24 protein-coding genes and 1 tRNA gene are annotated in these 21,428 nt (G+C 69.8%); 13 read left to right on the top strand and 12 right to left on the bottom strand.

The window, feature by feature from the left end; genetic code table 11:
• The first annotated feature begins 13 nt into the window (after window positions 1–13).
• Both EDF40_RS07250 and pheA read left to right on the top strand, forming a co-directional pair.
• Window positions 14–559, top strand: coding sequence for a MarR family winged helix-turn-helix transcriptional regulator (locus EDF40_RS07250; protein ID WP_123338581.1), 546 nt, complete (start codon window positions 14–16; stop codon window positions 557–559).
• A gap of 53 nt (window positions 560–612) precedes the next feature.
• A complete protein-coding gene (gene pheA, locus EDF40_RS07245) occupies window positions 613–1,569 on the top strand; it encodes a prephenate dehydratase (protein WP_123338582.1) in 957 nt (318 codons plus the stop codon).
• A 358-nt stretch (window positions 1,570–1,927) separates the two neighbouring features.
• Here pheA and EDF40_RS07240 read toward each other — a convergent pair whose 3' ends face one another.
• A complete protein-coding gene (locus tag EDF40_RS07240) occupies window positions 1,928–3,004 on the bottom strand; it encodes a diacylglycerol kinase family protein (RefSeq protein WP_123291840.1) in 1,077 nt (358 codons plus the stop codon).
• Between the two features lie 72 nt (window positions 3,005–3,076).
• Here EDF40_RS07240 and serS point away from each other — a divergent pair, with 72 nt between their 5' ends.
• The 5 genes from serS (at window position 3,077) to EDF40_RS07215 (ending at window position 6,477) form a co-directional block, all read left to right on the top strand.
• Window positions 3,077–4,339: a serine--tRNA ligase gene (serS, locus tag EDF40_RS07235; protein WP_123338583.1), complete on the top strand. Its 1,263-nt coding sequence runs from the start codon at window positions 3,077–3,079 to the stop codon at window positions 4,337–4,339.
• Entirely contained in the window at window positions 4,336–5,199 is an 864-nt protein-coding gene (locus EDF40_RS07230) for an HAD-IIB family hydrolase (RefSeq protein WP_123338584.1), read from the top strand. Before serS ends, EDF40_RS07230 begins: the two co-directional genes overlap by 4 nt.
• Before the next feature lie 88 nt (window positions 5,200–5,287).
• Window positions 5,288–5,375: transfer RNA gene (locus EDF40_RS07225), tRNA-Ser, on the top strand.
• Entirely contained in the window at window positions 5,375–5,917 is a 543-nt protein-coding gene (locus EDF40_RS07220; RefSeq protein ID WP_123338585.1) for a GNAT family N-acetyltransferase, read from the top strand. The genes EDF40_RS07225 and EDF40_RS07220 overlap by 1 nt, the downstream gene beginning before the upstream one ends.
• Complete coding sequence (locus EDF40_RS07215; RefSeq protein ID WP_123338586.1) at window positions 5,914–6,477, top strand: GrpB family protein; 564 nt, start codon at window positions 5,914–5,916, stop codon at window positions 6,475–6,477. The genes EDF40_RS07220 and EDF40_RS07215 overlap by 4 nt, the downstream gene beginning before the upstream one ends.
• A gap of 12 nt (window positions 6,478–6,489) precedes the next feature.
• Here EDF40_RS07215 and EDF40_RS07210 read toward each other — a convergent pair whose 3' ends face one another.
• Entirely contained in the window at window positions 6,490–6,813 is a 324-nt protein-coding gene (locus EDF40_RS07210) for a hypothetical protein (RefSeq protein WP_123338587.1), read from the bottom strand.
• Window positions 6,814–7,081: 268 nt separating this feature from the next.
• Entirely contained in the window at window positions 7,082–7,777 is a 696-nt protein-coding gene (locus EDF40_RS07205; protein WP_123338588.1) for an SDR family oxidoreductase, read from the bottom strand.
• 85 nt (window positions 7,778–7,862) lie between these two features.
• Between EDF40_RS07205 and EDF40_RS07200 the strand changes: the two genes are divergently transcribed.
• Entirely contained in the window at window positions 7,863–8,324 is a 462-nt protein-coding gene (locus EDF40_RS07200) for a helix-turn-helix domain-containing protein (protein WP_123338589.1), read from the top strand.
• Between the two features lie 89 nt (window positions 8,325–8,413).
• Window positions 8,414–8,848, top strand: coding sequence for a hypothetical protein (locus tag EDF40_RS07195; RefSeq protein WP_123338590.1), 435 nt, complete (start codon window positions 8,414–8,416; stop codon window positions 8,846–8,848).
• Window positions 8,849–8,905: 57 nt separating this feature from the next.
• Here EDF40_RS07195 and EDF40_RS07190 read toward each other — a convergent pair whose 3' ends face one another.
• Window positions 8,906–9,919: a LacI family DNA-binding transcriptional regulator gene (locus EDF40_RS07190; RefSeq protein WP_260212501.1), complete on the bottom strand. Its 1,014-nt coding sequence runs from the start codon at window positions 9,917–9,919 to the stop codon at window positions 8,906–8,908.
• A gap of 74 nt (window positions 9,920–9,993) precedes the next feature.
• A complete protein-coding gene (locus EDF40_RS07185) occupies window positions 9,994–11,226 on the bottom strand; it encodes a Gfo/Idh/MocA family protein (RefSeq protein ID WP_333925394.1) in 1,233 nt (410 codons plus the stop codon).
• 230 nt (window positions 11,227–11,456) lie between these two features.
• Here EDF40_RS07185 and EDF40_RS07180 point away from each other — a divergent pair, with 230 nt between their 5' ends.
• From EDF40_RS07180 to EDF40_RS07165, 4 genes are all read left to right on the top strand, one after another.
• Window positions 11,457–12,404, top strand: a complete 948-nt coding sequence (locus tag EDF40_RS07180; RefSeq protein WP_123292300.1) for a carbohydrate ABC transporter permease — start codon at window positions 11,457–11,459, stop codon at window positions 12,402–12,404.
• A gap of 15 nt (window positions 12,405–12,419) precedes the next feature.
• Window positions 12,420–13,361: a carbohydrate ABC transporter permease gene (locus EDF40_RS07175; RefSeq protein WP_123291849.1), complete on the top strand. Its 942-nt coding sequence runs from the start codon at window positions 12,420–12,422 to the stop codon at window positions 13,359–13,361.
• A 24-nt stretch (window positions 13,362–13,385) separates the two neighbouring features.
• A complete protein-coding gene (locus EDF40_RS07170; protein WP_123338591.1) occupies window positions 13,386–14,759 on the top strand; it encodes a sugar ABC transporter substrate-binding protein in 1,374 nt (457 codons plus the stop codon).
• 97 nt (window positions 14,760–14,856) lie between these two features.
• On the top strand, window positions 14,857–15,489 hold the full coding sequence (locus EDF40_RS07165) for a ScbR family autoregulator-binding transcription factor (RefSeq protein WP_185002865.1): 633 nt from the start codon (window positions 14,857–14,859) through the stop codon (window positions 15,487–15,489).
• On the opposite strand, the gene EDF40_RS07160 is transcribed toward EDF40_RS07165, so the two are convergent.
• From EDF40_RS07160 to EDF40_RS07130, 7 genes are all read right to left on the bottom strand, one after another.
• Window positions 15,452–15,880 carry a BLUF domain-containing protein gene (locus tag EDF40_RS07160; protein WP_123338593.1) on the bottom strand — a complete coding sequence of 143 codons (429 nt, stop codon included), beginning with the start codon at window positions 15,878–15,880 and terminating at the stop codon, window positions 15,452–15,454. The two genes, EDF40_RS07165 and EDF40_RS07160, sit on opposite strands and share 38 nt — an antisense overlap.
• 12 nt (window positions 15,881–15,892) lie before the next feature.
• The gene (locus tag EDF40_RS07155) at window positions 15,893–17,038 is read right to left on the bottom strand and encodes an AI-2E family transporter (RefSeq protein ID WP_123338594.1); all 1,146 of its coding nucleotides are present in this window, start codon (window positions 17,036–17,038) and stop codon (window positions 15,893–15,895) included.
• A gap of 136 nt (window positions 17,039–17,174) precedes the next feature.
• Window positions 17,175–17,393 (bottom strand): hypothetical protein, encoded by a 219-nt coding sequence (locus EDF40_RS07150; protein WP_123338595.1) that lies wholly within the window; start codon window positions 17,391–17,393, stop codon window positions 17,175–17,177.
• Window positions 17,394–17,418: 25 nt separating this feature from the next.
• Entirely contained in the window at window positions 17,419–18,021 is a 603-nt protein-coding gene (locus EDF40_RS18855) for a hypothetical protein (protein WP_148053767.1), read from the bottom strand.
• Between the two features lie 270 nt (window positions 18,022–18,291).
• Window positions 18,292–19,479, bottom strand: coding sequence for an MFS transporter (locus tag EDF40_RS07140; RefSeq protein ID WP_123338597.1), 1,188 nt, complete (start codon window positions 19,477–19,479; stop codon window positions 18,292–18,294).
• Between the two features lie 46 nt (window positions 19,480–19,525).
• Entirely contained in the window at window positions 19,526–20,146 is a 621-nt protein-coding gene (locus EDF40_RS07135) for a response regulator transcription factor (RefSeq protein ID WP_123338598.1), read from the bottom strand.
• Entirely contained in the window at window positions 20,143–21,312 is a 1,170-nt protein-coding gene (locus EDF40_RS07130) for a sensor histidine kinase (RefSeq protein ID WP_123338599.1), read from the bottom strand. The genes EDF40_RS07135 and EDF40_RS07130 overlap by 4 nt, the downstream gene beginning before the upstream one ends.
• Window positions 21,313–21,428: the final 116 nt, after the last annotated feature.

Below are 21,428 nucleotides of genomic sequence, written 5' to 3'. Positions count from 1 at the left end.
GTAGGATGCAGCCATGACCGACGAGACCCCGTGGCTCACCCGCGAGCAGCTGCGCGCGTGGATGAAGCTCGTGGCCGTCATGGAACTCCTGCCGGCGGCGCTCGACCAGCAGCTCCAGCGTGACGCGGACCTGACGCACTTCGACTACATGGTCATCGCGATGCTCTCCGAGACCGACGGCCGCACGCTGCGGATGTCCGCGTTGGCCTCGGCGACGAACGCCTCGCTGCCCCGGCTGTCGCACGTGGTGTCCCGGCTCGAGAAGCGCGGACTCGTGACGCGCTGCCCCTCGACCTCGGACCGCCGCGCGACCGACGTCCGGCTCACCGACGCCGGGTACGCCACGATCGTCGATGCCGCTCCGGACCACGTCCGCACCGCACGCCACGTCGTGATCGACGCCCTGAGCGACGAGCAGGTCGTCCAGCTCGACGGCATCGCGGCCGCACTGCTCACACGGCTCGACCCCGAGGGGCGGTTCGCTGCCCTGACGTACCCGCGGGACGACGACGGCACCGCGATCTGCGAGGCCCGGCTGACCGGCGCCAGCACCGACTGAACGGCGCTGTGCGCCCGCGTCTGCCGGCTCGGTCGTTGCAATAGGCTCGGCCCATGACCGACCCCGCCGCGCCGTCCGACACGTACTCCTACCTCGGACCCGCCGGCACCTTCACCGAGGCGGCCCTGAAGCTCGTCGAGGCCGCGGCCGGCAAGCCCTGGCGGAGCGTCAACAACGTTGGTGAGGCCCTCGACGACGTCATGTCCGGCCGCTCGGTCGGCGCGGTCATCGCCATCGAGAACAGCGTCGACGGTGGCGTCAGCGCAACGCAGGACGCCCTCGCCCGGATCCCCGGCGTGCGGATCGTGGGGGAGTACCTCGTGCCGGTCGACTTTGTGCTCGTCGCGCGCCCCGGCACCGTGCTCGCCGACGTCCGCACCGTGAACGCGCACCCGGTCGCGTACGCGCAGACCCACAACTGGCTCGAGGCGAACCTGCCCGGTCACGGCCACATCCCGGCGTCGTCGAACGTCGCCGCGGCGCTCGCCCTGCTCGAGGCGAACCCCACCGCCGACGCCGCCGTCGCACCGCCCGGCATCACCGACCACCACGACGTCGTCGTGCTCGCGTCGTCGATCGGCGACAACGCCTCGGCCGTCACCCGCTTCGTCCTCGTGTCGAAGACGCTGGCGCTGCCCGAACCGACCGGTGCCGACAAGACGAGCGTCATCGTCGAGCTGCCGGCCGACCACCCCGGCGCCCTGGTCGACATGCTCGAGCAGTTCGCCACACGGGGCATCAACATGGGGCTGCTGTCATCGCGGCCGATCGGTGACGAGCTCGGTCGCTACCGGTTCGTCATCGACCTGGACGGGCACGTGCAGGACGAGCGCGTGGCTGACGCGCTGCTCGGCCTGCGGCGGTTCAGCCCGCGCGTGACGTTCCTCGGGTCGTACCCGCGGGCCGACGGCGCGCAGCCCGAGGTGCCGGCGCGCTACTCGGACGCCGCCTTCGTCGAGGCGCGGGACTGGCTGCGAGCGATCGTCTCCGGCGAGCCCGACGCGGGCTGACGCGCGGCGGTGTGCTCGTGCTGCCGGTGCTGTGCTGTCGGTCGGTGCTGTGCTCGTCGGTCGGTCGGTCGGTCGGTCGGTGCTGTGCTCGTCGGTGCTGTGCTCGTCGGTCGGCGCGTCTGGCGCACGGTGCGGCTCTTGTCGGCCGGTGCGAGTTTGCCCGCTCCGTGCGCCGCTACAACCTCGCACCGAGCGCGCAACCGCGCACCAGTCGAACGACCCCGCACAGTGCGTGATCACCCCGGTCCGCTCAACCGCGCACGTGCTGAACAAACCCGCACCGTGCGTGATCGGCCGATCCGCGCAACCTCGCACAGGCCGAACGACCCCGCACGGTGCGGCGCGGCCAGCTCCCGGCTCAGCGCTTGCGGCCGCGCACCCAGCTCGGCCGCGGCTCCACCGTCGGCACCTTGACCGTCAGCGAACCGGGGTCGATCCGCGCGCGGAACGCCGTGATCTCGCCCACCGGGTCGCCGTCGATCTCGAACTCGTCGGGCTTCTCGAGCCGCAGTGTGAACTCCTCGCCGCGCATGTAGCGCAGCGGACGTTCCTGCTTCGCCGCCGTGGTGATGCGCCGACCGATCAGCGTCTCGGACAGGGCCGAACGCCGGAACCAGCGCAGGATCCCGTTCTCCCAGAAGACGCGGGCACCGATCCGCACCCAGCCGAAGAAGCCGCGGGGGCGCATCACGACGATGTCGAACACGCCGTCGTCGATCTCGGCGTCGGGCAGCAGCATCGCGTTCGCCTGCAGCATGCCGCAGTTGCCGACGATGACCGAGTGCGCGCGCACTGAACCGTTGCGAGCCGACTCGTCGAGCCGGTACTTGAACTCGAAGCCGTCGGTGTCCCGCACGGAGCGGAGCAGTGAGTCGAGGTAGGCGAGCCACCCGACGCGCTTCTTCAGCTCGGGGCGGGTGTTCGCGATCATCCGGGCGTCGAGCCCGAGGCCCGCCATCACGACGAAGCCGAACTGCTCGCGGGCGCCGTCGGGCCGCTCGATGCCGATGAGGCCGAAGTCGATCGCCCGCTCATGGCCGGAGAAGATCGTGTGCGCGCTGCTCGCCAGGTCGTCGAGGGGGAGCTTCATGTTGCGGGCGAGCAGGTTGCCGGTCCCGCTCGGCAGCAGCGCGAGCGAGGCACCGGAGCCGTGCACGACCTCGGCGACGGCGCGCACGGTGCCGTCGCCACCCGCGGCGGCGACGACGTCGGCTCCCGCCTCGAGCGCTGCGCGGGCCATGCCCCCGCCCGGGTCTTCCTCGGTGGTCTCGAACCAGAGCGTCTCGGCCCAGCCGGCCTCTTGCTGGTGCTGTTCCACGGTGGCCTTGAGGGTCGGCAGGTGGACCTTGACCGGGTTGTAGACCACGGCAGCCGTCCGGTGCTCGGTGGGGAGGGCGTCCTGGTCCGCGGGCGCGGTCTCCGAAGGGGTCGACATGGGATCAACGGTACCGATCGGACGCTGCGAGCGGCGGGTTCCTCCCCGTGTCGCCGCCTCTAGGATGGAGCGGTGATCGATCCCCAGCTGCTTCGTGACAACCCGGACGTCATCAAGGCCTCGCAGGAGTCCCGCCGCGCATCCGTCGCCGTGGTCGACGAGGCCGTCGCTGCCGACGCCGCCCGACGCAGCGCGATCACCGCGTTCGAGTCGCTCCGCGCCGAGCAGAACGCCTTCGGCAAGACCGTCGCCAAGGCCCCGAAGGACGAGAAGGCCGCGCTCGTGCAGCAGGCCCAGGCGCTCTCGGCCCAGGTGAAGGAAGCCCAGGCGACCGTCACCGCGGCCGAGGAGACCTTCAACTCCGTCGTGCGCGCCATCCCGAACGTCGTGCTGCCCGGCGTCCCGGCCGGTGGCGAAGAGGACTTCGTCACCCTCCGCACCGTCGGCACGAAGCCCGAGTTCGACTTCGAGCCGAAGGACCACGCCGACCTCGGCGAGCACCTCGGCATCATCGACATCCCGCGCGGCGTGAAGGTCTCCGGCTCGCGCTTCTACTTCCTGCGCGGCCTCGGCGCCCGGCTCGAGATCGCGCTCATGTCGCTCGGCCTCGACCGCGCCATCGCTGCCGGCTTCGAGCCGCTCATCACCCCGACGCTCGTCCGCCCCGAGACGATGGCGGGCACCGGCTTCCTCGGCGAGCACGCGGCCGAGGTCTACCGGCTCGAGGCCGACGACCTGTACCTGACCGGCACGAGCGAGGTCGCCCTCGCCGGCTTCCACGCCAACGAGATCCTCGACATCGAGAAGACCGCGCACCGCTACGCCGGCTGGTCGACCTGCTACCGGCGCGAAGCCGGCTCGGCGGGCAAGGACAACCGCGGCATCCTGCGCGTGCACCAGTTCAACAAGCTCGAGATGTTCGCGTACGTCCACCCGGACCAGGCCGAGGCCGAGCACGAGAAGCTGGTGTCGTACCAGGAGCAGATGCTGCAGGACCTCGGGCTGCACTACCGCGTGATCGACGTCGCCGCTGGTGACCTCGGCACGAGCGCGGCGAAGAAGTACGACATCGAGGCCTGGGTCCCGACGCAGGGCACGTTCCGCGAGCTCACCTCGACGTCGAACTGCACGACGTTCCAGGCCCGTCGCCTCGACATCCGGTACCGCACCGAGAGCGGCAAGACCGCCCCGGTCGCCACCCTGAACGGCACCCTCGCGACCACCCGTTGGATCGTCGCGATCCTCGAGACCCACCAGCAGGCCGACGGCTCCGTCGTCGTGCCCGAGGTGCTGCGCCCCTACCTCGGTGGCGTCGAGGTGATCGAGCCCCGATGAGCGCGCAGGGGCGGTTCGTGGACGGTGCGGCGCAGGGCGCGGGCGCCGGTGCTCCCGCCCGCACGAAGCGGTGGCTGGTGGCGCTCGACATCGACGGCACCACGATGCGCGAGGACGGCGTCATCACGGAGGCCGTGGTCGCCGCCGTGCGCGATGCCGAGGCCGCCGGGCACGAGGTCATGCTCTCCACGGGCCGCAGCGAGGGCATGACGGTTCCGCTGCTGGAGACCCTCGGCATCGAGCCGAAGTACCTCGTCTGCGCCAACGGTGCGCTGACCCTGGCCCGTCGTCCGGACGGGTCCTACGAGCGCATCCACGTCGAGCACTTCGACCCGAGCGACGTCCTGCAGACCATCCGTGGCGCCCTCGAGAACGCGGCCTTCGGCGTCGAGGACGAGACCGGCCACTTCCGGTTGTCCGAGAACTTCCCCGCTGACACCATGACCAACGCCGGCGAGCTGGTGCCGTTCGAGCAGCTGCTCACGGTCGAGGCCACCCGCGTCGTCGTGATCTCGCCGGAGCACGGGCTCGAGGAGTTCCTGCAGATCGTCGAGGACATGGGCCTGCACAAGGTCTCGTACACGGTCGGGTGGACCGCGTGGCTCGACATCGCACCAGAGGGCGTGACGAAGGCCACCGCGATGGAACGCGTGCGCGAGTGGCTCGACATCCCGCGGTCGCGCGTCTTCGCTGCGGGCGACGGCCGCAACGACATCGACATGCTCCGGTGGGCCTCGACCTCCGGTCGTGGCGTCGTGATGGGCCAGGCGCCCGACGACGTCGTGGACGCCGGCAACGAACTCACCGGTGGCGTGTCCGACGACGGCCTGGCAGCGGCGCTCGACTCCCTGCCGCGCTGACCCCGGCATGCGCTGACGCGCACGGCGGACGGGAGGCCCGTTAGACTTCCCGGGACGCGGTCACGTCTCGCCACGTGGTCGCGTCACTGGAGGGTTGTCCGAGCGGCCGATGGAGCCTGTCTTGAAAACAGGTGGGCAGAGATGTCTCGTGGGTTCGAATCCCACACCCTCCGCCATGGACACCCGGTTGCGCCTGCTCCGCGTCGACGACGCGGCGACGCTCGCCGCCGTCATCACCGCGAGCGCCGAGCACCTACGCCCGTGGGAGCCGTCCCGGGCACCGGCGTACTTCACCGAACAGGGCCAGCACGACGTCATCGTGCAGTCGCTCGCTGCGGAGCGCGCCGGCACCGCGGTCCCGTTCGTGATCGAGTCGACCGACGGTGAACTCCTCGGGCGCATCACGCTGAGCGGCATCACCCGCGGGGCCCTGCAGTCCTGCGCGATGGGGTACTGGATCCGCGCCGACCGGCTGCGCCAGGGCCACGCCTCCCGCGCCGTCGCCGCTGCTGCCGCCCACGCGTTCGACGTCCTCCGACTCCACCGGGTGCAGGCCGAGACGCTGCCGGAGAACGTGGGGTCGCAGCGTGCCCTCGAGTCCGCGGGGTTCGAGCGCTACGGGTTCGCGCCGGAGTACATCAAGATCAACGGAGCCTGGCGCGACCACGTCATGTTCCAACTGCTCGCACCCCCTCCTGCCACACGGCGCGCTCGATGATCGAGGTCGTCGAGTACCAGCCGTCGTGGCCCGAGCGGTTCGCGGTGTTGCGGGACGCGTACGCCGCAGCCCTCGACGCCGCCGGCGCTCGGTACCGCAGCATCGAACACGTCGGCAGCACGTCGGTGCCCGGCCTCGCGGCGAAGCCCGTGATCGACGTCGACATCGTGGTCAACGCCAGCAACGTCGCGGCGGCGGTCGCAGCGATGGCCTCGATCGGCTTCGAGCTACGGGGAGACCTCGGTGTCCCCGACCGGCAGGCCTTCCGGACACCCGAGCGCTTCGCCCCGAGCAACACCTACGTCGCCACCGCCGGATCGCTCTCGCTGCGCAACCACCTCGCTGCTCGTGACGTGCTGCGCGCCGACTCGGTGCTGCGCGACGAGTACGCCGCCGTGAAGCGCCGAGCGGCCGCCGAAGCCGAGGACATCGACGACTACATCGAGCGCAAGAGCGGCGTGCTCGGTCGTGTCCTGGCTGCCGCAGGCATCTCCGTCGAGGAGCGCGCCGCGATCACCGCCGTCAACCGCGACATCACCGACAGAGGCGCCCGCGGTTGACCCCGAGACCCGTCAGGCCTTCGCGCTTCGGTGGATGAAGTCCGCCATGCCGGGCACGGTGAAGGCGAGGTAGCCCCGGTCTGGTGCGTAGATGTGACCGTTCTTGATGAGCTCGTTCCGGGACACCGAGAGATCGCTGGTCCGGGTCTTGCCGGTCCGAGCGACGAGATCCTGGATCGCCGAGCGGTCTTCGTCGTCGAGCGCCATCGCTTGCATGAGTTCGCGCTGCTTCGGCGTCGCGCGGTCCCAACGTGACTGGTAGAGCCCCTGGTCCACCTCGTCGCGAGCAGCGAGCACGCCGATCTCCGCAGACTCGACGTCGATGGAGTCCTCCACCGAGCGGGCATCCCAAACGTGCTTGCCACATGCTTGCGCGAAGTAGGGATACCCCCGGGTGGAACGGACGGCGAGTTGCAGCGCGCCCGCTTCCCAGGCGACGCCGACCCGCTCAGTCGGGTTCGTCAGCGCGTAGCGCGTCTCGTCATCGGTCAGGAGATCCAGGCGTCGCTAGTCGTAGAGCCGCGTCCATCGACCATGGCGTAAGTCTGTGTCAGGCCGTATACAGCCCTGCCTTATACGGCCTGACATGAGGTCACCGAACCGATCAAGCCGTCGCGAGCGCCGGGTACAGCGCCGTCAGCGGCGCACTGAGCCCGGCGCGGACGTCACGGCTGACCTGGTCCGCCAGCACCTCGTGCTCGCCGGCCTCGACGGCGTCCCAGATGAGCCGGACGATGTCGGCCGGGTCGGACTTCTCGACGTCGAGCCCCGCCGTCATGCCGGTGTCGGTGTAGCCGAGGTGCGCGCCGACGACCTGGGTGCCCTGGGGTGCGAGCTCGAGGCGGAGTGAGTTCGTGATCGACCAGAACGCCGCCTTCGACGCCGAGTACGCGCCGGCCAGGGCGACCCAGCTCAGGGCCGAGTGCACGTCGATCAGTGCGCCGCCGCCGATCGTGGGAGCCAAGGCCTTGGCGACACGGAGCGCGCCGAAGACGTTCGTCGCGAAGATGCGCTCGACCTCCGCGACGGAGGTGTCGACGAGCGGGTCGGCGCCGGCGATCCCGGCGTTGTTCACGACGATCGTGGTGTCCGCGGCGGCACGGGCTGCGGCATCGACGCTCTCCTGGCTCGTGACGTCGAGGGCGAGCGGCACGATGCGCTCGTCGTCCCAGGTGCGCGGGGTGCGGGCGGTCGCGTAGACCTTGGCGGCGCCGCGGTCCAGGGCTTGCTTGACGAACTCGGCGCCGAGGCCGCCGTTCGCTCCGGTGACGAGGACGATGGCGTTGGTGAGGTCGGTCATGAGGGGCTCCAGACGAGAGATGTTGAGTACGGAAACCGAACCTAGCACGTTGTGTCCGGAAATCGAACCCAGCTAGGATGAACGCATGCTCGGCATCCTCGGCGGCGACGAGCGCTGCCCCATCGCACGGTCCCTCGACGTCCTCGGCGAGAAGTGGACGCTCATGATCGTGCGCGACGCCCTCGCCGGTTCGACGCGCTTCAGTCAGTTCCAACAGAGCCTCGGCGTTCCGCGCGAAGTCCTGACCGCGCGGTTGGCCTCCCTCGTCGACGGGGGAGTGCTCGAGCGCACGACCTACAAGCCGGAGGGTGCCCGGGCGCGCGAGGAGTACGTGCTCACCGAGGCCGGCCGCGACCTCTCGCTGGTGCTGCTGGCGCTCGGTGGCTGGGCCGACCGGTACCGGCCGACCGAGTTGACGTCGGACCTGCGCTTCGTCGACACCGATTCCGGCGAGCCGGTCGAAGCGGTCGCGGTGACGCAGGAGTCCCAGCAGCGTGTGCCGCTCCAGCGGCTCACCGCCGTGACGGAGCGTGCGTCCGACACGTGACGCAGTCGTGTGCGGTGCCGATAGCCGTCGATGTGGGACAACAAGACCGAACCGACACCTCGCCCGAGCAGGATCGATGGAAGCACTTCATGCCGAAGCGGACCAACGGGCGCGTGCCGACCGAGGCGGACGTAACTGCGTACTTACGCGCAGCGAAGGACGCGGATCTGCGGCAAAAGGTCCTCGGGGAACTGCGAGATCGGTCGCAGCTCGGTCCAGGCCTGTTCTTGCAGCTGCTCGGAGCGGGGACAGCGATGTTCGCCATCTTGGCGGCGACCGCATCATCGGTCATCTCATCGATCGCGGCATCGGATTCCGACACCGCTTTCGGGTTCAGCCTCGTGTTCTACGTCGTGATCGTCACCGCGACGGTGATCTTCTTCGTCGTCTGTTTCCTCAGCGCCATCGTTCGGCAGCTGAAGTCACGGGTCGCTGCCGTCTGGCTGGCCGCTTACGAGGAGGCGGAACGCCGGCCGTGGTGGAAGCGATCACGAGGCGGCATGAAGGTGAACACGGCCAGCTGACGGACGGGAGGCCCTTGGCGGGCCCGCCCCGCGCCTCCCGTCCGTCTGGTGGGTGCGTCAGCGACGCACGTCGCACCCGCAACTCGCGCCCAGGACCAACTCGGCGGGCACCAGGTCGCGGTGCCACTGGTTGTCCGCGTCGAGCCCGAGCACACGGTCGACGGCGGCGGTGGCCATCGTCTCGATCGGCTGCCGGACCGTCGTGAGCTGGGGGTTCGTGTAGTCCGCCTCGGCACCGCCGTCGAACGACACGATCGCGACGTCCTCCGGTGCGCGCAGCCCGAGTTCCCACAGTGCCCGCAGCACACCGACGGCCTGCATGTCCGAGCTGACGAAGACGGCGCGGGGGCCCGTCCCGTCCGCGAACATGCGGAGGCCGGCCTCGTACCCGCCCCGTCGGGTGAAGTCGCACCGCACGATCGGGCCGTCCGGCAGCCCGGCGTCGCGCAGGGCCCGCATCCAGCCCTGTTCACGGAGTTCCATCGACCCGGCGTGCCCCATGACCAGGCCGATCGATCCGTAGCCGTGCTCGACCAGGTGGCGGGTGCCGTCGTACGCGCCGCGCAGGGCGTCGACGCCGATGCTCGCGTAGTCGGGCACCTCGAAGAAGGTGTTGAGCAGGACGAGTGGGATGCCCGGGTCGGAGACGTTGGACAGGTCCGGGTGGGTCATGATGCTCGTCAGGATGATGCCGTCGACCTGCCGGGCGGACAGACTGCGGAGTCGCTCGCGCTCCTGGGTGCCGTCACCGTCGCTGTTGGCGAGCAGGACGTCGTAGCCGCGGGCGGCCGCGGCGTGGGTGACCTCGACGGCGAGCTCCGACCAGAACGGGTTGTCGAGCTCGGGGACGATGAGCCCGAGCATCTTCGACGACCCGGTGCGCAGGGCCTGGGCGCTGGCGTTCGGGCGGTACCCGAGGACCCGGATGGCGTCACGGACCCGGGCGGCGGTGGCCGCCGCGACGGGGCGGGGGCCGTCGTGCACGACGTAGCTGACGACGGAGGTGCTCACGCCGGCGTACCGGGCGACGTCGGCGCGGGTGACCGCCCTCGGGGTCGTCGGGACGCTCACGGGTGCCACCTTCGTCGGCTCGGAAGTCGCGTTCGGGTGCCGGCCCGTGCGGACCGACACCCGAACACCACTTGCTATTCGCTGGCGATACTAGACGAGGGCACCGCCGAGGTCGTCTCCGGGGCGTCCCCGAAGTCCGGCACCTCGAGGCGTGCGCCGCCCTGCAGTGCGGACTGGTGGGCGATGATGCCGGGCAGCGTGAAACGTGCGGCGGTCCAGGCGTTCACCGGCGGCAGGGTCCGGTCGACGACGGCGCGGACGAAGTCGTCGGCCAGGAACTGGTGCGAGCCCTCGTGCCCGGTCGGCACGCCGGCGTACTCGGCGGGCAGGCGGTCGGTGTCGTGCACCTCGGCGTAGCCGGACACGAACGCGTCGCGCAGCGAGGGGTCGACGCCGGCGAGACGCGGGTCGTCGAGGTCCATCGTCGCCTGCGTGTTGATCTTGTCGCTGATGTCGTGCGAGTCCTCCTTGTCCTGCCAGACGCTGGTCTTCGCGAGCTGCTCGAAGCTGGCTTCGGTGCCGAAGTAGCGGAAGCGCGACTCGCGGATGTGCGACGGGTAGCCGACACGGCGCATCTCGTTGATGCGCATGACGCCGCCGTTGTCGAGCTCGAACAGCGCGGTGGCGTTCGAGAAGTCGTTGTCGAACTGGCTGACGTCCTTGTCGAAGACGCCGTCGCCCCGGTCGTCCTTGACACCGATGCAGCTGACGCTGACCGCGTGGCCGGGGATGGCGCCGAGGACGCCGCCGACCGAGTGGGTCGGGTACAGCATGGGCGGGTAGCTGGCGGTGCGCTTCCAGTCCTCGCCACCGCTGAACTGGTACGCGGCGTAGAACCCGAGGTCCATGTCGTGCACGTAGTCGCCCTCGGAGTAGAAGACCCGGCCGAAGGCGCCGTCGGCGACCTGCTTGCGGGCGAACACCGTCGCGGGGTTGTAGTAGCTCGTCTCGCCCATCATGTAGGTGAGCCCGGTCTCGCGGACGGCCTCGATGATGTCGCGGATCTCGTCGACGGAGATCGCCATCGGCACCGCCGAGTAGACGTGCTTGCCGGCGCGGAGCGCCTTGACGACGAGCGGACCGTGCGTCCAGCGCTGGGTGAAGATCGCGACGGCGTCGACGTCCGAGGCGAGCACGGCGTCGAAGTCGGCGAACGTGCCGTCGAGGTGCTGCGACTCGACGAGCTCCGACGCGCGGTCGTCGACGAGGTCGGTCACGAAGACGCGGTCGACGTCCGGGTGGAGCTTGAACAGCTTGGCGAACTGGGGGGCGAACTGGCCCGCGCCGACCATTCCGACAGAGATCATCAGTGACCTTTCCAGGGTGAGGGATGCGTCGCCGGGCAGGTCGCGCCGATGCGATCGACCGCCATCCTGACACGATTGTCTACACGTGACAACCCCGGATTCAGAGCATGAAAAAGCCTCTTGCCACCCGGTGTCACCACGTGTAGATTCCCGGCTCACGGACTGCTGCACGTCAGTCCACCGCAGACGAAGGAGTCGCGATGGCCACCGAGAGCCCTGTGTCGTCACCCTTGACGACCGCCAGCACGAGACGGAGGAGTCGGGCAGCCGACCTCCCGCTCGCCAGCACCACCGTCCCACGCCGCCGCCGTCCCCGGAACGACCTGTGGCTCGCGCTGCTGTTCATCGCGCCGGCCGCGATCGGCTTCGTGGTGTTCCTCGCCTGGCCGACCGTGCGGGGCATCTACCTGAGCTTCACGTCCTACAACCTGCTCACCGAGCCGGAGTTCACCGGGCTGCAGAACTACGCCCGGCTCGTGCAGGACTCGATCTTCTGGCACTCGATGGTCGTCACGATCGAGTACGTGCTCATCAACATCGTCATCCAGACGGTCGTCGCACTGTTCATCGCCGTGATGATGCACCGCCTGACGAAGTCGACCTTCGTGCGCGGCATCGTCCTGGCGCCCTACCTGGTGTCGAACGTCGTCGCGGCGCTCGTCTGGCTGTGGATCCTCGACACCCAGCTCGGCATCGGCAACGAGATGCTCGCGGCCCTCGGCCTGGACCGCATCCCGTTCCTGCAGAGCGACGTCTGGGGCATCCCGTCGATCGCGCTCATCAACGTGTGGCGGCACGTCGGCTACACGGCGCTCCTGATCTTCGCCGGCCTGCAGTCGCTGCCCGAGACGGTCTACGAAGCCGGCCGCATCGACGGTGCGAGCGAGTGGAAGATGTTCTGGCGCATCACGGTGCCGCTGCTCCGCCCGATCCTGTCCCTGGTGCTCATCATCACCGTGATCGGGTCGTTCCAGGTGTTCGACACCGTCGCCGTCACCACGCAGGGCGGCCCCGCGAACGCCACGAACGTCGTGCAGAACTACATCTACAACCTGGCGTTCGGCCGGTTCCAGTTCGGCTACGCGTCCGCGGTCTCGGTCGCGCTCCTCATCGTCCTCAGCATCATCACGATCATCCAGTACCGACTCACCCGCTCGGGTGAGTCGGACCTGGACTGAACGGAGCGCCGCACCATGACCACGACCCTCACCCGTTCCGTCACCACGAAGCGCCCGCCCCGTCCGGGAGCCGGCCACCGTCGCCGTCCGTCGGTCGGCCGCGTCCTCGCCTGGGTCGCGATGATCATCGTCATCGTCGTCACCCTGTTCCCGTTCTACTGGATCCTGCGCACCGCCCTGTCGTCGAACGGTGCGATCAACTCCGACCCCACGTCGCTGCTGCCCGTCGGGTTCAGCCTGGGCGGGTTCGAGCGGGTCCTCGGCCTGCAGTCCACCGAGGAGGCCCTCGCCCAGGGTGGCTCCGGCGCTGCCCTGAACTTCTGGCGGTACCTGCTCAACTCCGTGATCGTGTCGACGCTCGTCACGGTCGGCCAGGTGTTCTTCTCGGCCGCCGCCGCGTACGCCTTCGCCCGACTGCGCTGGCCCGGACGCGACAAGGTCTTCGGGGTGTTCCTCGCTGGCCTGATGGTGCCCGCGATCTTCACGCTGCTGCCGAACTTCACGCTCATCAAGCAGCTCGGGCTCGTCGACAACCTGCTCGGCATCGCGTTGCCGACGATGTTCATGACCCCGTTCGCGGTGTTCTTCTTGCGGCAGTTCTTCCTCGGCATCTCGAAGGAGGTCGAGGAGGCCGCGCTCATCGACGGCGCGGGCAAGGTCCGGGTGTTCTTCCGGCTCGTCATCCCGATGGCCGCCGCACCGATCGCGACGCTCGCCGTGCTGACGTACATCACGAGCTGGAACGACTACTTCTGGCCGCTCATGGTGTCGTACACCGACAGCTCGCGGGTGCTCACCGTCGCACTCGGCGTCTTCAAGTCGCAGTCCCCGCAGTCCGGCACCGACTGGGCCGGGCTGATGTCCGCGACCCTCGTGGCGGCGCTCCCGATGATCGTGCTGTTCGGCGTCTTCGCCAAGCGGATCGTCAACTCCATCGGCTTCTCCGGGATCAAGTAGCCCCGGCACGGACAGGACCACACCATGACGAACACCCTCTCCCGCCGCGCACTGTTCGCCGGCGGCGCCTCAGCCCTCGCCCTCGGTGCGCTCGCCGCCTGCTCGTCCCCGAGCCGGGGGACCGCCTCGAAGGGCGGCGCCCGCACCGTGAGCTACTGGCTCTGGGACTCCAACCAGCTGCCCGCCTACCAGCAGGTCGCGAAGGCCTTCCACCGCGAGAACCCCGACATCACGGTGCAGATCACCCAGCTCGGGTGGGCGGACTACTGGACCAAGCTGACGGCCGGGTTCATCGCCGGCACCGCGCCGGACGTCTTCACCGACCACCTGACGAAGTTCCCGCAGTTCTCCGACCTCGACGTGCTCTACAAGCTCGACGAGCTCGACGCGACGAAGTCCATCAGCGACGACGACTACCAGTCCGGCCTCGCCGAGCTGTGGAAGGGCCAGGACGGCCACCGTTACGGCTCGCCGAAGGACTGGGACACCATCGGGATGTTCTACGACCGGAAGGCGATGCAGAAGGCCGGCGTCTCGGACGACGAGCTCGCCACGCTCGAGTGGAACCCCGACGACGGCGGCTCGTTCGAACGGATGCTCGCGCACCTGACCATCGACTCCAAGGGTCGGCGGGGTGACGAGCCCGGCTTCGACAAGGAGAACGTCGAGGTCTACGGCATCTCGTCGAACGGGTCCGGCGGCGACGGCTTCGGCCAGACGCAGTGGTCGCCCTTCACCGGGTCGACCAACTGGTTCTACACGAACGAGAACCCGTGGGGCGACAAGTTCCGCTACGACGAGAAGACCGTGCAGGACACCCTCGCCTGGTACTACCGCCTGGCCGACAAGGGCTACATGGCGAAGTACGGCGTCTTCTCGACGACGACCGGCCCGGACGTGCAGCTCGGCGCCGGCAAGTGCGCGCTGTCGTTCAACGGCTCGTGGATGATCGGCACGTACCTGAACATGAAGGACCTCGACATCGCCGTCGCCCCGACGCCGATCGGGCCGACGGGCAAGCGGGCGTCGATGTTCAACGGACTCGGCGACTCGATCACGAAGCAGGCGAAGGACCCGGAGGCGGCGGCGAAGTGGGTCGCGTTCCTCGGCAGCGACACCGCGCAGGAGATCGTCGGCCGCGCAGGCGTGGTGTTCCCGGCCCGTCCCGCCGGTACCGAGGCGGCGGTCGCGTCGTTCCGGAAGCGCGGGCTGGACGTGTCGGCCTTCACCCGGCAGGTCGAGGAGAAGACCACGTTCCTGTTCCCCGTCACCCGCAACCCGGCGGACGTGCAGGCGCTGCTGCAGCCGGCCTTCGACAACGTCTACGCGAACGGCAAGCCGATCTCGACGTTGACCGGCATCAACGAGCAGGTCAACACCCTGCTGGCGCTCACCTGAGCGCGCGGGTCGCCTGACGCGGTCTGACGCGACCACCCCTCGGTCTGGAGGCACGGGGCACGCCCGCCCCGCGCCTCCAGGCCGTCAGACTGGTCACGTGGAACGACGTGAGCAGATCCTGGTGGCCGCTGCGGAGGAGTTCGACCGCGTCGGCTTCGCCGCCGCGACGATTGCGGCCATCGCCCGCGGGGCGGGCGTCTCGCAGGGGGCGCTGCACTTCCACTTCCCGACCAAGCTGGCTCTCGCGCTCGGTGTGATCGACGAGCAGAACGTCCGGACCTTCGACGTCGTGAGCCACACCGAGCAGTCACCAGCAGCTGCACTGGTCGGCGCCTCACGAGCCATCGCGGACCTGCTGCGGACCGACCCGATCGTGCGCGCGGGCATCCGGTTGTCACTGGAGCGCGGCGAGTTCCACGCGGCGACGGTCAGCTTCTACGAGCAGTGGATCGGCGGGATCGTCGACGTGTTCCGGCTGGCGATCGCGAGCGGCGAGCTCCGCACCGACCTGACCGCAGAACAGCTCGGTTCCACCGTCGTGCCGTACTTCACGGGCGTGCAACTGGTGTCCGACGTCCGCACCGGACGAGCCGACCTGTTCCCCGCAGTCGCGACGATGTGGCGGGTGGTGCTGACGGCGACGGCGGACCCGGCGCACCGCGACCGGCTGCTCGGCGTCGTCGACGAGGCGTTCAGCGGTCGTGGAGTTCGCGGTCGCGGAACCACTTGAGCAGCCACGCGGCGCTCGTGCGGTCGAACGACCGCGGGAAGTCCGTCTCGCCGGACAGGAACGGACTGAAGCCCGGCTCCGCCTGGACGTCCGCGTCGTCGAGCGAGCGGTAGGCCATCGACCAACCGTCGAAGCGTCGTCGCTCGATGTCCTCGCGGATGAGCGACTTGACCTCGCCGTGCCGCGGATCACGGCTGATGGCGGCGAACCGGTCGTCGACGCTCCACGCGGGGCCCTCGAGCAACTGCATGAAGCGGCCGCCCTTCACGACGAGCAGCCCGGAGACGCCGAGCGCCTCGTTGCGGAGCCGTGAGCCGTCCAGCAGCGTCGCGAGATCGCCGTCGTCGAACGGGACGACGGCGCGACTCATGTAGACGATGGAGACGAGCACGGGTCCATGGTGTCAGTCTGAGGGGAGTTCGTGGGCCGTGACGTCCTCGTTGCGCTTCTTGCGCCACGGACGCGCGGGGGTGTTCGGGCCGTCCCAGACCAGGATCGCGCCCCACGCGGCGGCCAGCAGCGGCACCGAGATGATGGCACCGGTGATGCCCGCCAGGACGGTGCCCGCGGTCAGGCCGATCAGGATGACCAGGCCGTGCAGCTTCAGGGTGCGTCCCATCAGCACCGGCTGGAGCAGGTTGCCCTCGAGCTGGTTCACGAGGATCACGATCCCGACGACGATGAGCGCCTGGACCGGACCGAGTGCGACGAGCGCGACCAGGGCGGCCAGGATGCCGGCTGCCGTCGCACCGACGATCGGGATGAAGGCCGTGATGAACACGACGACGGCCAGGGGGAGTGCCAGCGGGACGCCGACGATCGCGATGCCGACACCGATGCCGATGGCGTCGACAGCGGCGACCGTGGCGGTGCCGCGCACGTACCCGCCGAGGGTCGAGACCACCCGGTCGCCCACCCGGCGTGCACGGTCGTAGCGCTCACCGGTGAACGGGCGGAGCAGGAACTCCCAGATGCTCGGGCCGTCCTTCAGGAAGAAGAACAGCACCACGATCATCAGCACGAGGCCGGTCAGGAAGTTCGCGGTGGCCGAGGCACCGGCCAGGGCGCCGGAGCCGAACTGCGCACTCGTGATGAAGTCGGTGACGGACGCCACGGCGTCGTCGACCTGCTTGTCCGAGATCGAGATCGGCAGGTTCTTCGCGAAGTCCTGCAACTGCTGGAACCCGTCGACGGCCGACTTCTGCAGCTGCGACCACTGGTTCTCGACGGCGACGACGATGAGCCACCCGATGAGCCCGAGCACCGCGAGGACGCCGATGAGCACCGCGAGGGTCGCCAGGACCGACGGCACCTTGTGCTTGCGCAACCAGGACACGATCGGGTGCATGGCCGAGGCGATGATGAGCGCGAGGAGCACCGGGATGGTGACGACGCTCAGCACGCTGCCGGCGTAGACGACGCCGGCGATGACCACGACGACGATGATCACCTGCAGGCACCGCGTCGCGAGGCGGCCCGTCGAGTCGGACCACGCCGCCTGGATCTTCGAGGGGGTGGTCGGCTGGGGGCTGTCGCGGAAGAACGGCATGGGATCGACCGTACCGATCCGCGGGGCGGCGCGCCCGGACCCGCGCCCGCAGCGCCGTTTGCTGGGTTCTGCTCGCGGCCAGATCCTCACGAGGCCCCCTCTTGGGAGGGGGCCTCGTTCTCGTCGGCTTGGGGGATCAGGACTTGTGACGCTGGTGCCGTCGCAGCAGGCCCTGGGAGAGCATCCATGCGGCGCCGACGACGGCTGAAGCCACTGTGAATGCGCCGCCGACATCCATCAGGTTCTCCCAGCGAGGGGTGCCTTCCGGGTAGGTGGACGCGTAACCAAGAAGAGCGGACCCGGCACCGAGCAGGAGCGCGATGACCGTGATCGCCAGGAGGTGCGGGAGCTTCATCAGGGATCCAATCGGGTGTTCGTCATTACTGCGAGCTGACGCCGGCTGTGAGGGGATTCGCCCAGAACTTCACACCCTTGCCCTTGTTCTTGTTGTCGATCAGCACGGCGCCGAGGGCAAAGCCGGCTGCTGCCACTCCGGCCGCTGCCGCTCCTCCACCGGTCACCGCGAGGATCGATCCGATCAAGGTTGCAACGGCGACACCACCCTGGATCCCCTTGACCACCTCGTCCGTCTTGCACGAGTTGATGTAGAGGTTCGCCTGCGCCCCAGTGACGTCGAACGAGTTCTTGCCCTTGCAGGCTGTGATCGAGATGCCGTCCAGACGACCTGATTCGCTCCGATCGACAGTGGTGTTCTCGACCATCCCGCCGCCGGCCTGGTATCCCGCTGCGAACTGCGACACCGCGTCGGTGGGGGCGCCGGCGTCACGGGCTGCTCGGCCATCGAAAACGCGATGGGCCTGGTCGACGCCAGCGCCCAGTGCGGCTACCTGTTCCTGCGTGAGCTGGGTGTGCAGAGCTGTTTCGGTCGAGGCGTTCGCAGGTGAACCCACGAGGACCCCCGCAACCACGACGGCGGTGATGGTGCAGGTGGAAGCGATGCGCCGAACTGTGGACTGCTTCATGGTGGTGACGTCCTTTCCTTCAGCTTCGATGCTGAGGTCTGAACTCAGCTTCGCTGCTGAGTGTGACCACAATGCATGCTGTCATCCAAAATGTACAACGTCAGGATTTCCGGGCGTGTCTTTGCCGATCCTCTGAGTGGTCAACGCCGGACAGCTCTACCGGCAGGAGAGCGTGCGCCGGACGTAAAACCCCGGGTGTTCCGGGCACACTGGGAGGTCGGCGACCTCGGCGTCTGGTCGGGCCGGGTCGACTGAGGCATCGACGGTGTGTCAGTCGCGGGACTCGCGGGCGGCGGGGGCGACGACGAAGGCGGCGACGAGCAGCACGAGGGGCACCAGCATCGCGGCCTGCAGCCCGAGGTGCTCGCCGACGAAGCCGAGCAGGGGCGGTCCGACCAGGAACGCGATGTACCCGGCGGTGGCGACGACCGACACCCGGCGGTCCCCGTCGGTCGGGTGGTCACCCGCTGCCGAGATCGCGAGGGGGAACCCGAGGGCGATGCCGAGTCCCCAGACGGCCGCGGCGATCGCCGTGACGACCGGGCTCGGCGAGACCACCACGAGCAGGACCCCGACCCCGCCGACCGCTGCGCAGAGCCGGACGACCGGGCCTCGCCCGAGCCGCGTGACGAGCGGGGTGCCGGCCGACCGGCCGATGAGCATGGCGAGCGCGAAGCCGGTGAAGACGAGCGAGCCGACCGCTTCCGGGGCGTCGTGGTCGGTCGTCATCAGGAGCGGGAGCCAGTCGCTGGCGGCGCCCTCGGCGAAGGCCATCGCGAGCGTGATCACCGCGATGAGCGCGAGCTGCACGGTGATGACGGAGCGGCGGGTCGCCGTGGTGACGCGGGACGTGCCGGCGGCGTCTGCGGTCTCGGCTCCCTCCGTCTGCACTCCGGCACGCGGGAGGGGCTGCAGGTTGAGGGCAGCGAACGCCGCGAGTGCCGCCATCACCGCAGCCCCCACGAGCAGGTGCACGACCACCGGTGTCCGGGCAGCCGTCATCGCGATGCCGACGACCCCGCCGACGACGGTCCCCAGGCTGAAGCAGGCGTGCAGCACCGGCACCACCGGGCGGCCGATGCGCCGTTCGACCGCGGCGGCCTCGACGTTCAGCCCGATCTCGGCGACCCCCGACCCGAACCCGATCAGGAACAGCCCCGCCCAGACACCCGCCGGCGCCTGCGCCGGGGCGAGCAGGGCGACGAGGACCATCCCGACCACGGGCAGCGCGCCACCGAGCAGGATCAACGGTCGTGTCCCGAGGCGGCGGACGAGCGCACCGGCACCGAGGATCCCGATCATCGACCCGATCGACAGCCCGAGGAGCACGAGCCCCATCGCCTCGATCGACGCCCCGAGTTCGTCGCGGATGGCGGGCGTCCTGGTCACCCACGTGGCGATGCCGAAGCCGGTCATCGTCGACGTGGCGAACAGGGCCCCTCGAGGGTGCCGGGTCATGTGACCATCTGATCGGTCCGCCGACGGCCCGTCAAGGGTGCGGTCGTCAGCGGAGCATGCCGAGGGCGCGGGCCTCGGAGACCGCGGCCGTGCGCGAGGACACCCCGAGTTTCGAGAACACGTGCACCAGGTGCGACTTCACGGTGGCGTCGCTGATGTGCAGGCGAGCGGCGACGGCGCCGTTCGACGCGCCCTCGGCGACGAGGCGCAGCACCTCGAGCTCCCGCGCCGACAGGCTCACCGACGGGGCGCGCATCCGCGCCATGAGCCGACCCGCGATCGTCGGCGCGAGGGCGCTCTGTCCGGACGCGGCGGCGCGGACGGCCGCGACGAGTTCGTGCGGGGGCGCGTCCTTGAGCAGGTACCCGCTCGCGCCGGCCTCGACTGCACCGAGGATGTCCCCGTCGGAGTCGTAGTTCGTCAGCACGAGCACGTAGGGCGCGGCGTCGAGCGCGCGGATCCGTCGCGTCGCGTCCGCCCCGGTGAGGTCCTGCCCGAACTGCAGGTCCATGAGCACGAGTTCCGGCGAGAGCCGGGCGGCGAGGTCCACGGCCTCGTCGGGGGTGGACGCCTCGCCCGCGACGACGAGGCCGTCGAGGCCGTCGAGGAGTGCTCGGAGCCCGGCGCGGACCACCGGGTGGTCGTCGGCGATGAGGATGCGGATCACCGGACCTCCAGGGTCGCGACGAGCGTCGTCCCGCGGCCAGGGGCCGAGTCGACCTCGAGCCGGCCGCCGAACTGCTCGACGCGCTCTTCGGTGGCACGCAACCCGAACGAGTCGGTCGTGCCCGACCGGTCGTGGACGGCGACCGGGTCGAAACCGACGCCGTCGTCCGCGATGGTGAGCCGGGCCTCCTGACCGTCCACGGTGAGTGACAGTCGGACGTGGGTGGCCGCGGCGTGCTGCACCACGTTGGCGACGGCGCCCTGGGCGATGCGGAGCAGCGCGGTCTGGACGTCCATCGGCAACGAGGCCTCCGCGACGTCGACCGTGACGTCGAGGCCGTCGCGCGACCACTGGGAGCCGGCCAACCGTTCCAGCGCTGCTCCGAGTCCGCGTTCGAGCGCCGGTGGTGCGAGTTCGCGGATGAACCGCCGGGTGTCGGCGAGGCCCTCGGCAGCGGTCTCACGGGCGAGCCGGATGTGCTCCGTCCCCGGACGTTCCCCGTCCGCGCGTTCCGCCGCGTGCAGCAGCATCTGGATGCTCGACAACCCCTGCGCGACCGTGTCGTGGATCTCACGGGCCAACCGGGCCCGTTCGGCGAGGACGCCTTGCTCGCGCTCGGTGACGGCCAACCGGTCGCGCGTGGCGAGGAGCTCGGCGACCAGGGCCTCGCGTTCGACCGCCTCGCGCGCGAGCGCCCGGTACCCCAGACCGATGAGCAGGGCGACACCTGCTCCGACGAGCGGGCCGACCACACCACCGACGGTGAAGCCGCCGTGCAGTCCGAGGGCGACGACGGCGACCAGGGTCGCGGCGATGACGGCCACCGGTCCGACGATGCGCGGCAGGACGTGCAGGTACAGGAAGAAGAGCGGGAAGACGAGGTAGGCGGCCTCGGGGACTCCGACGAGCAGGGCGATCCAGACGAGGGTGAGGGCGACGAGCCAGACCGCACCGGCGACCGTCCGACGGCGGCCGTCGCCGCGTGCCACGAACGCCCCGAGCAGGTACACGCCCGCGAACACCGCAGCCAGGACCAGCCGCACCCACGTGCCGGGGTCACCGTCCACGAGCACCCGCACGACGACCAGGGTGAGCAGCGCGGCCGACAGCACGTGCAGGCCGGTCCGCAGACCGACGAAGACCGGGGTGAGGGTGCTGTGCGCCATGTGGTCCCCAGCGTACGGAGGCGCCGGCCGGTGCAGATCAACCGAAAGTTCGATCGGAGGACCGAACCCTCCGGCGATGCCGCGGGGGAGCGCCGCGGCGAGGCTGGGAGTCGTGG

The sequence above is a fragment of the Curtobacterium sp. PhB170 genome (assembly GCF_003752345.1).
Classification (GTDB): Bacteria; Actinomycetota; Actinomycetes; order Actinomycetales; family Microbacteriaceae; genus Curtobacterium.
This window is presented reverse-complemented; position numbering and strand designations above follow the sequence as displayed.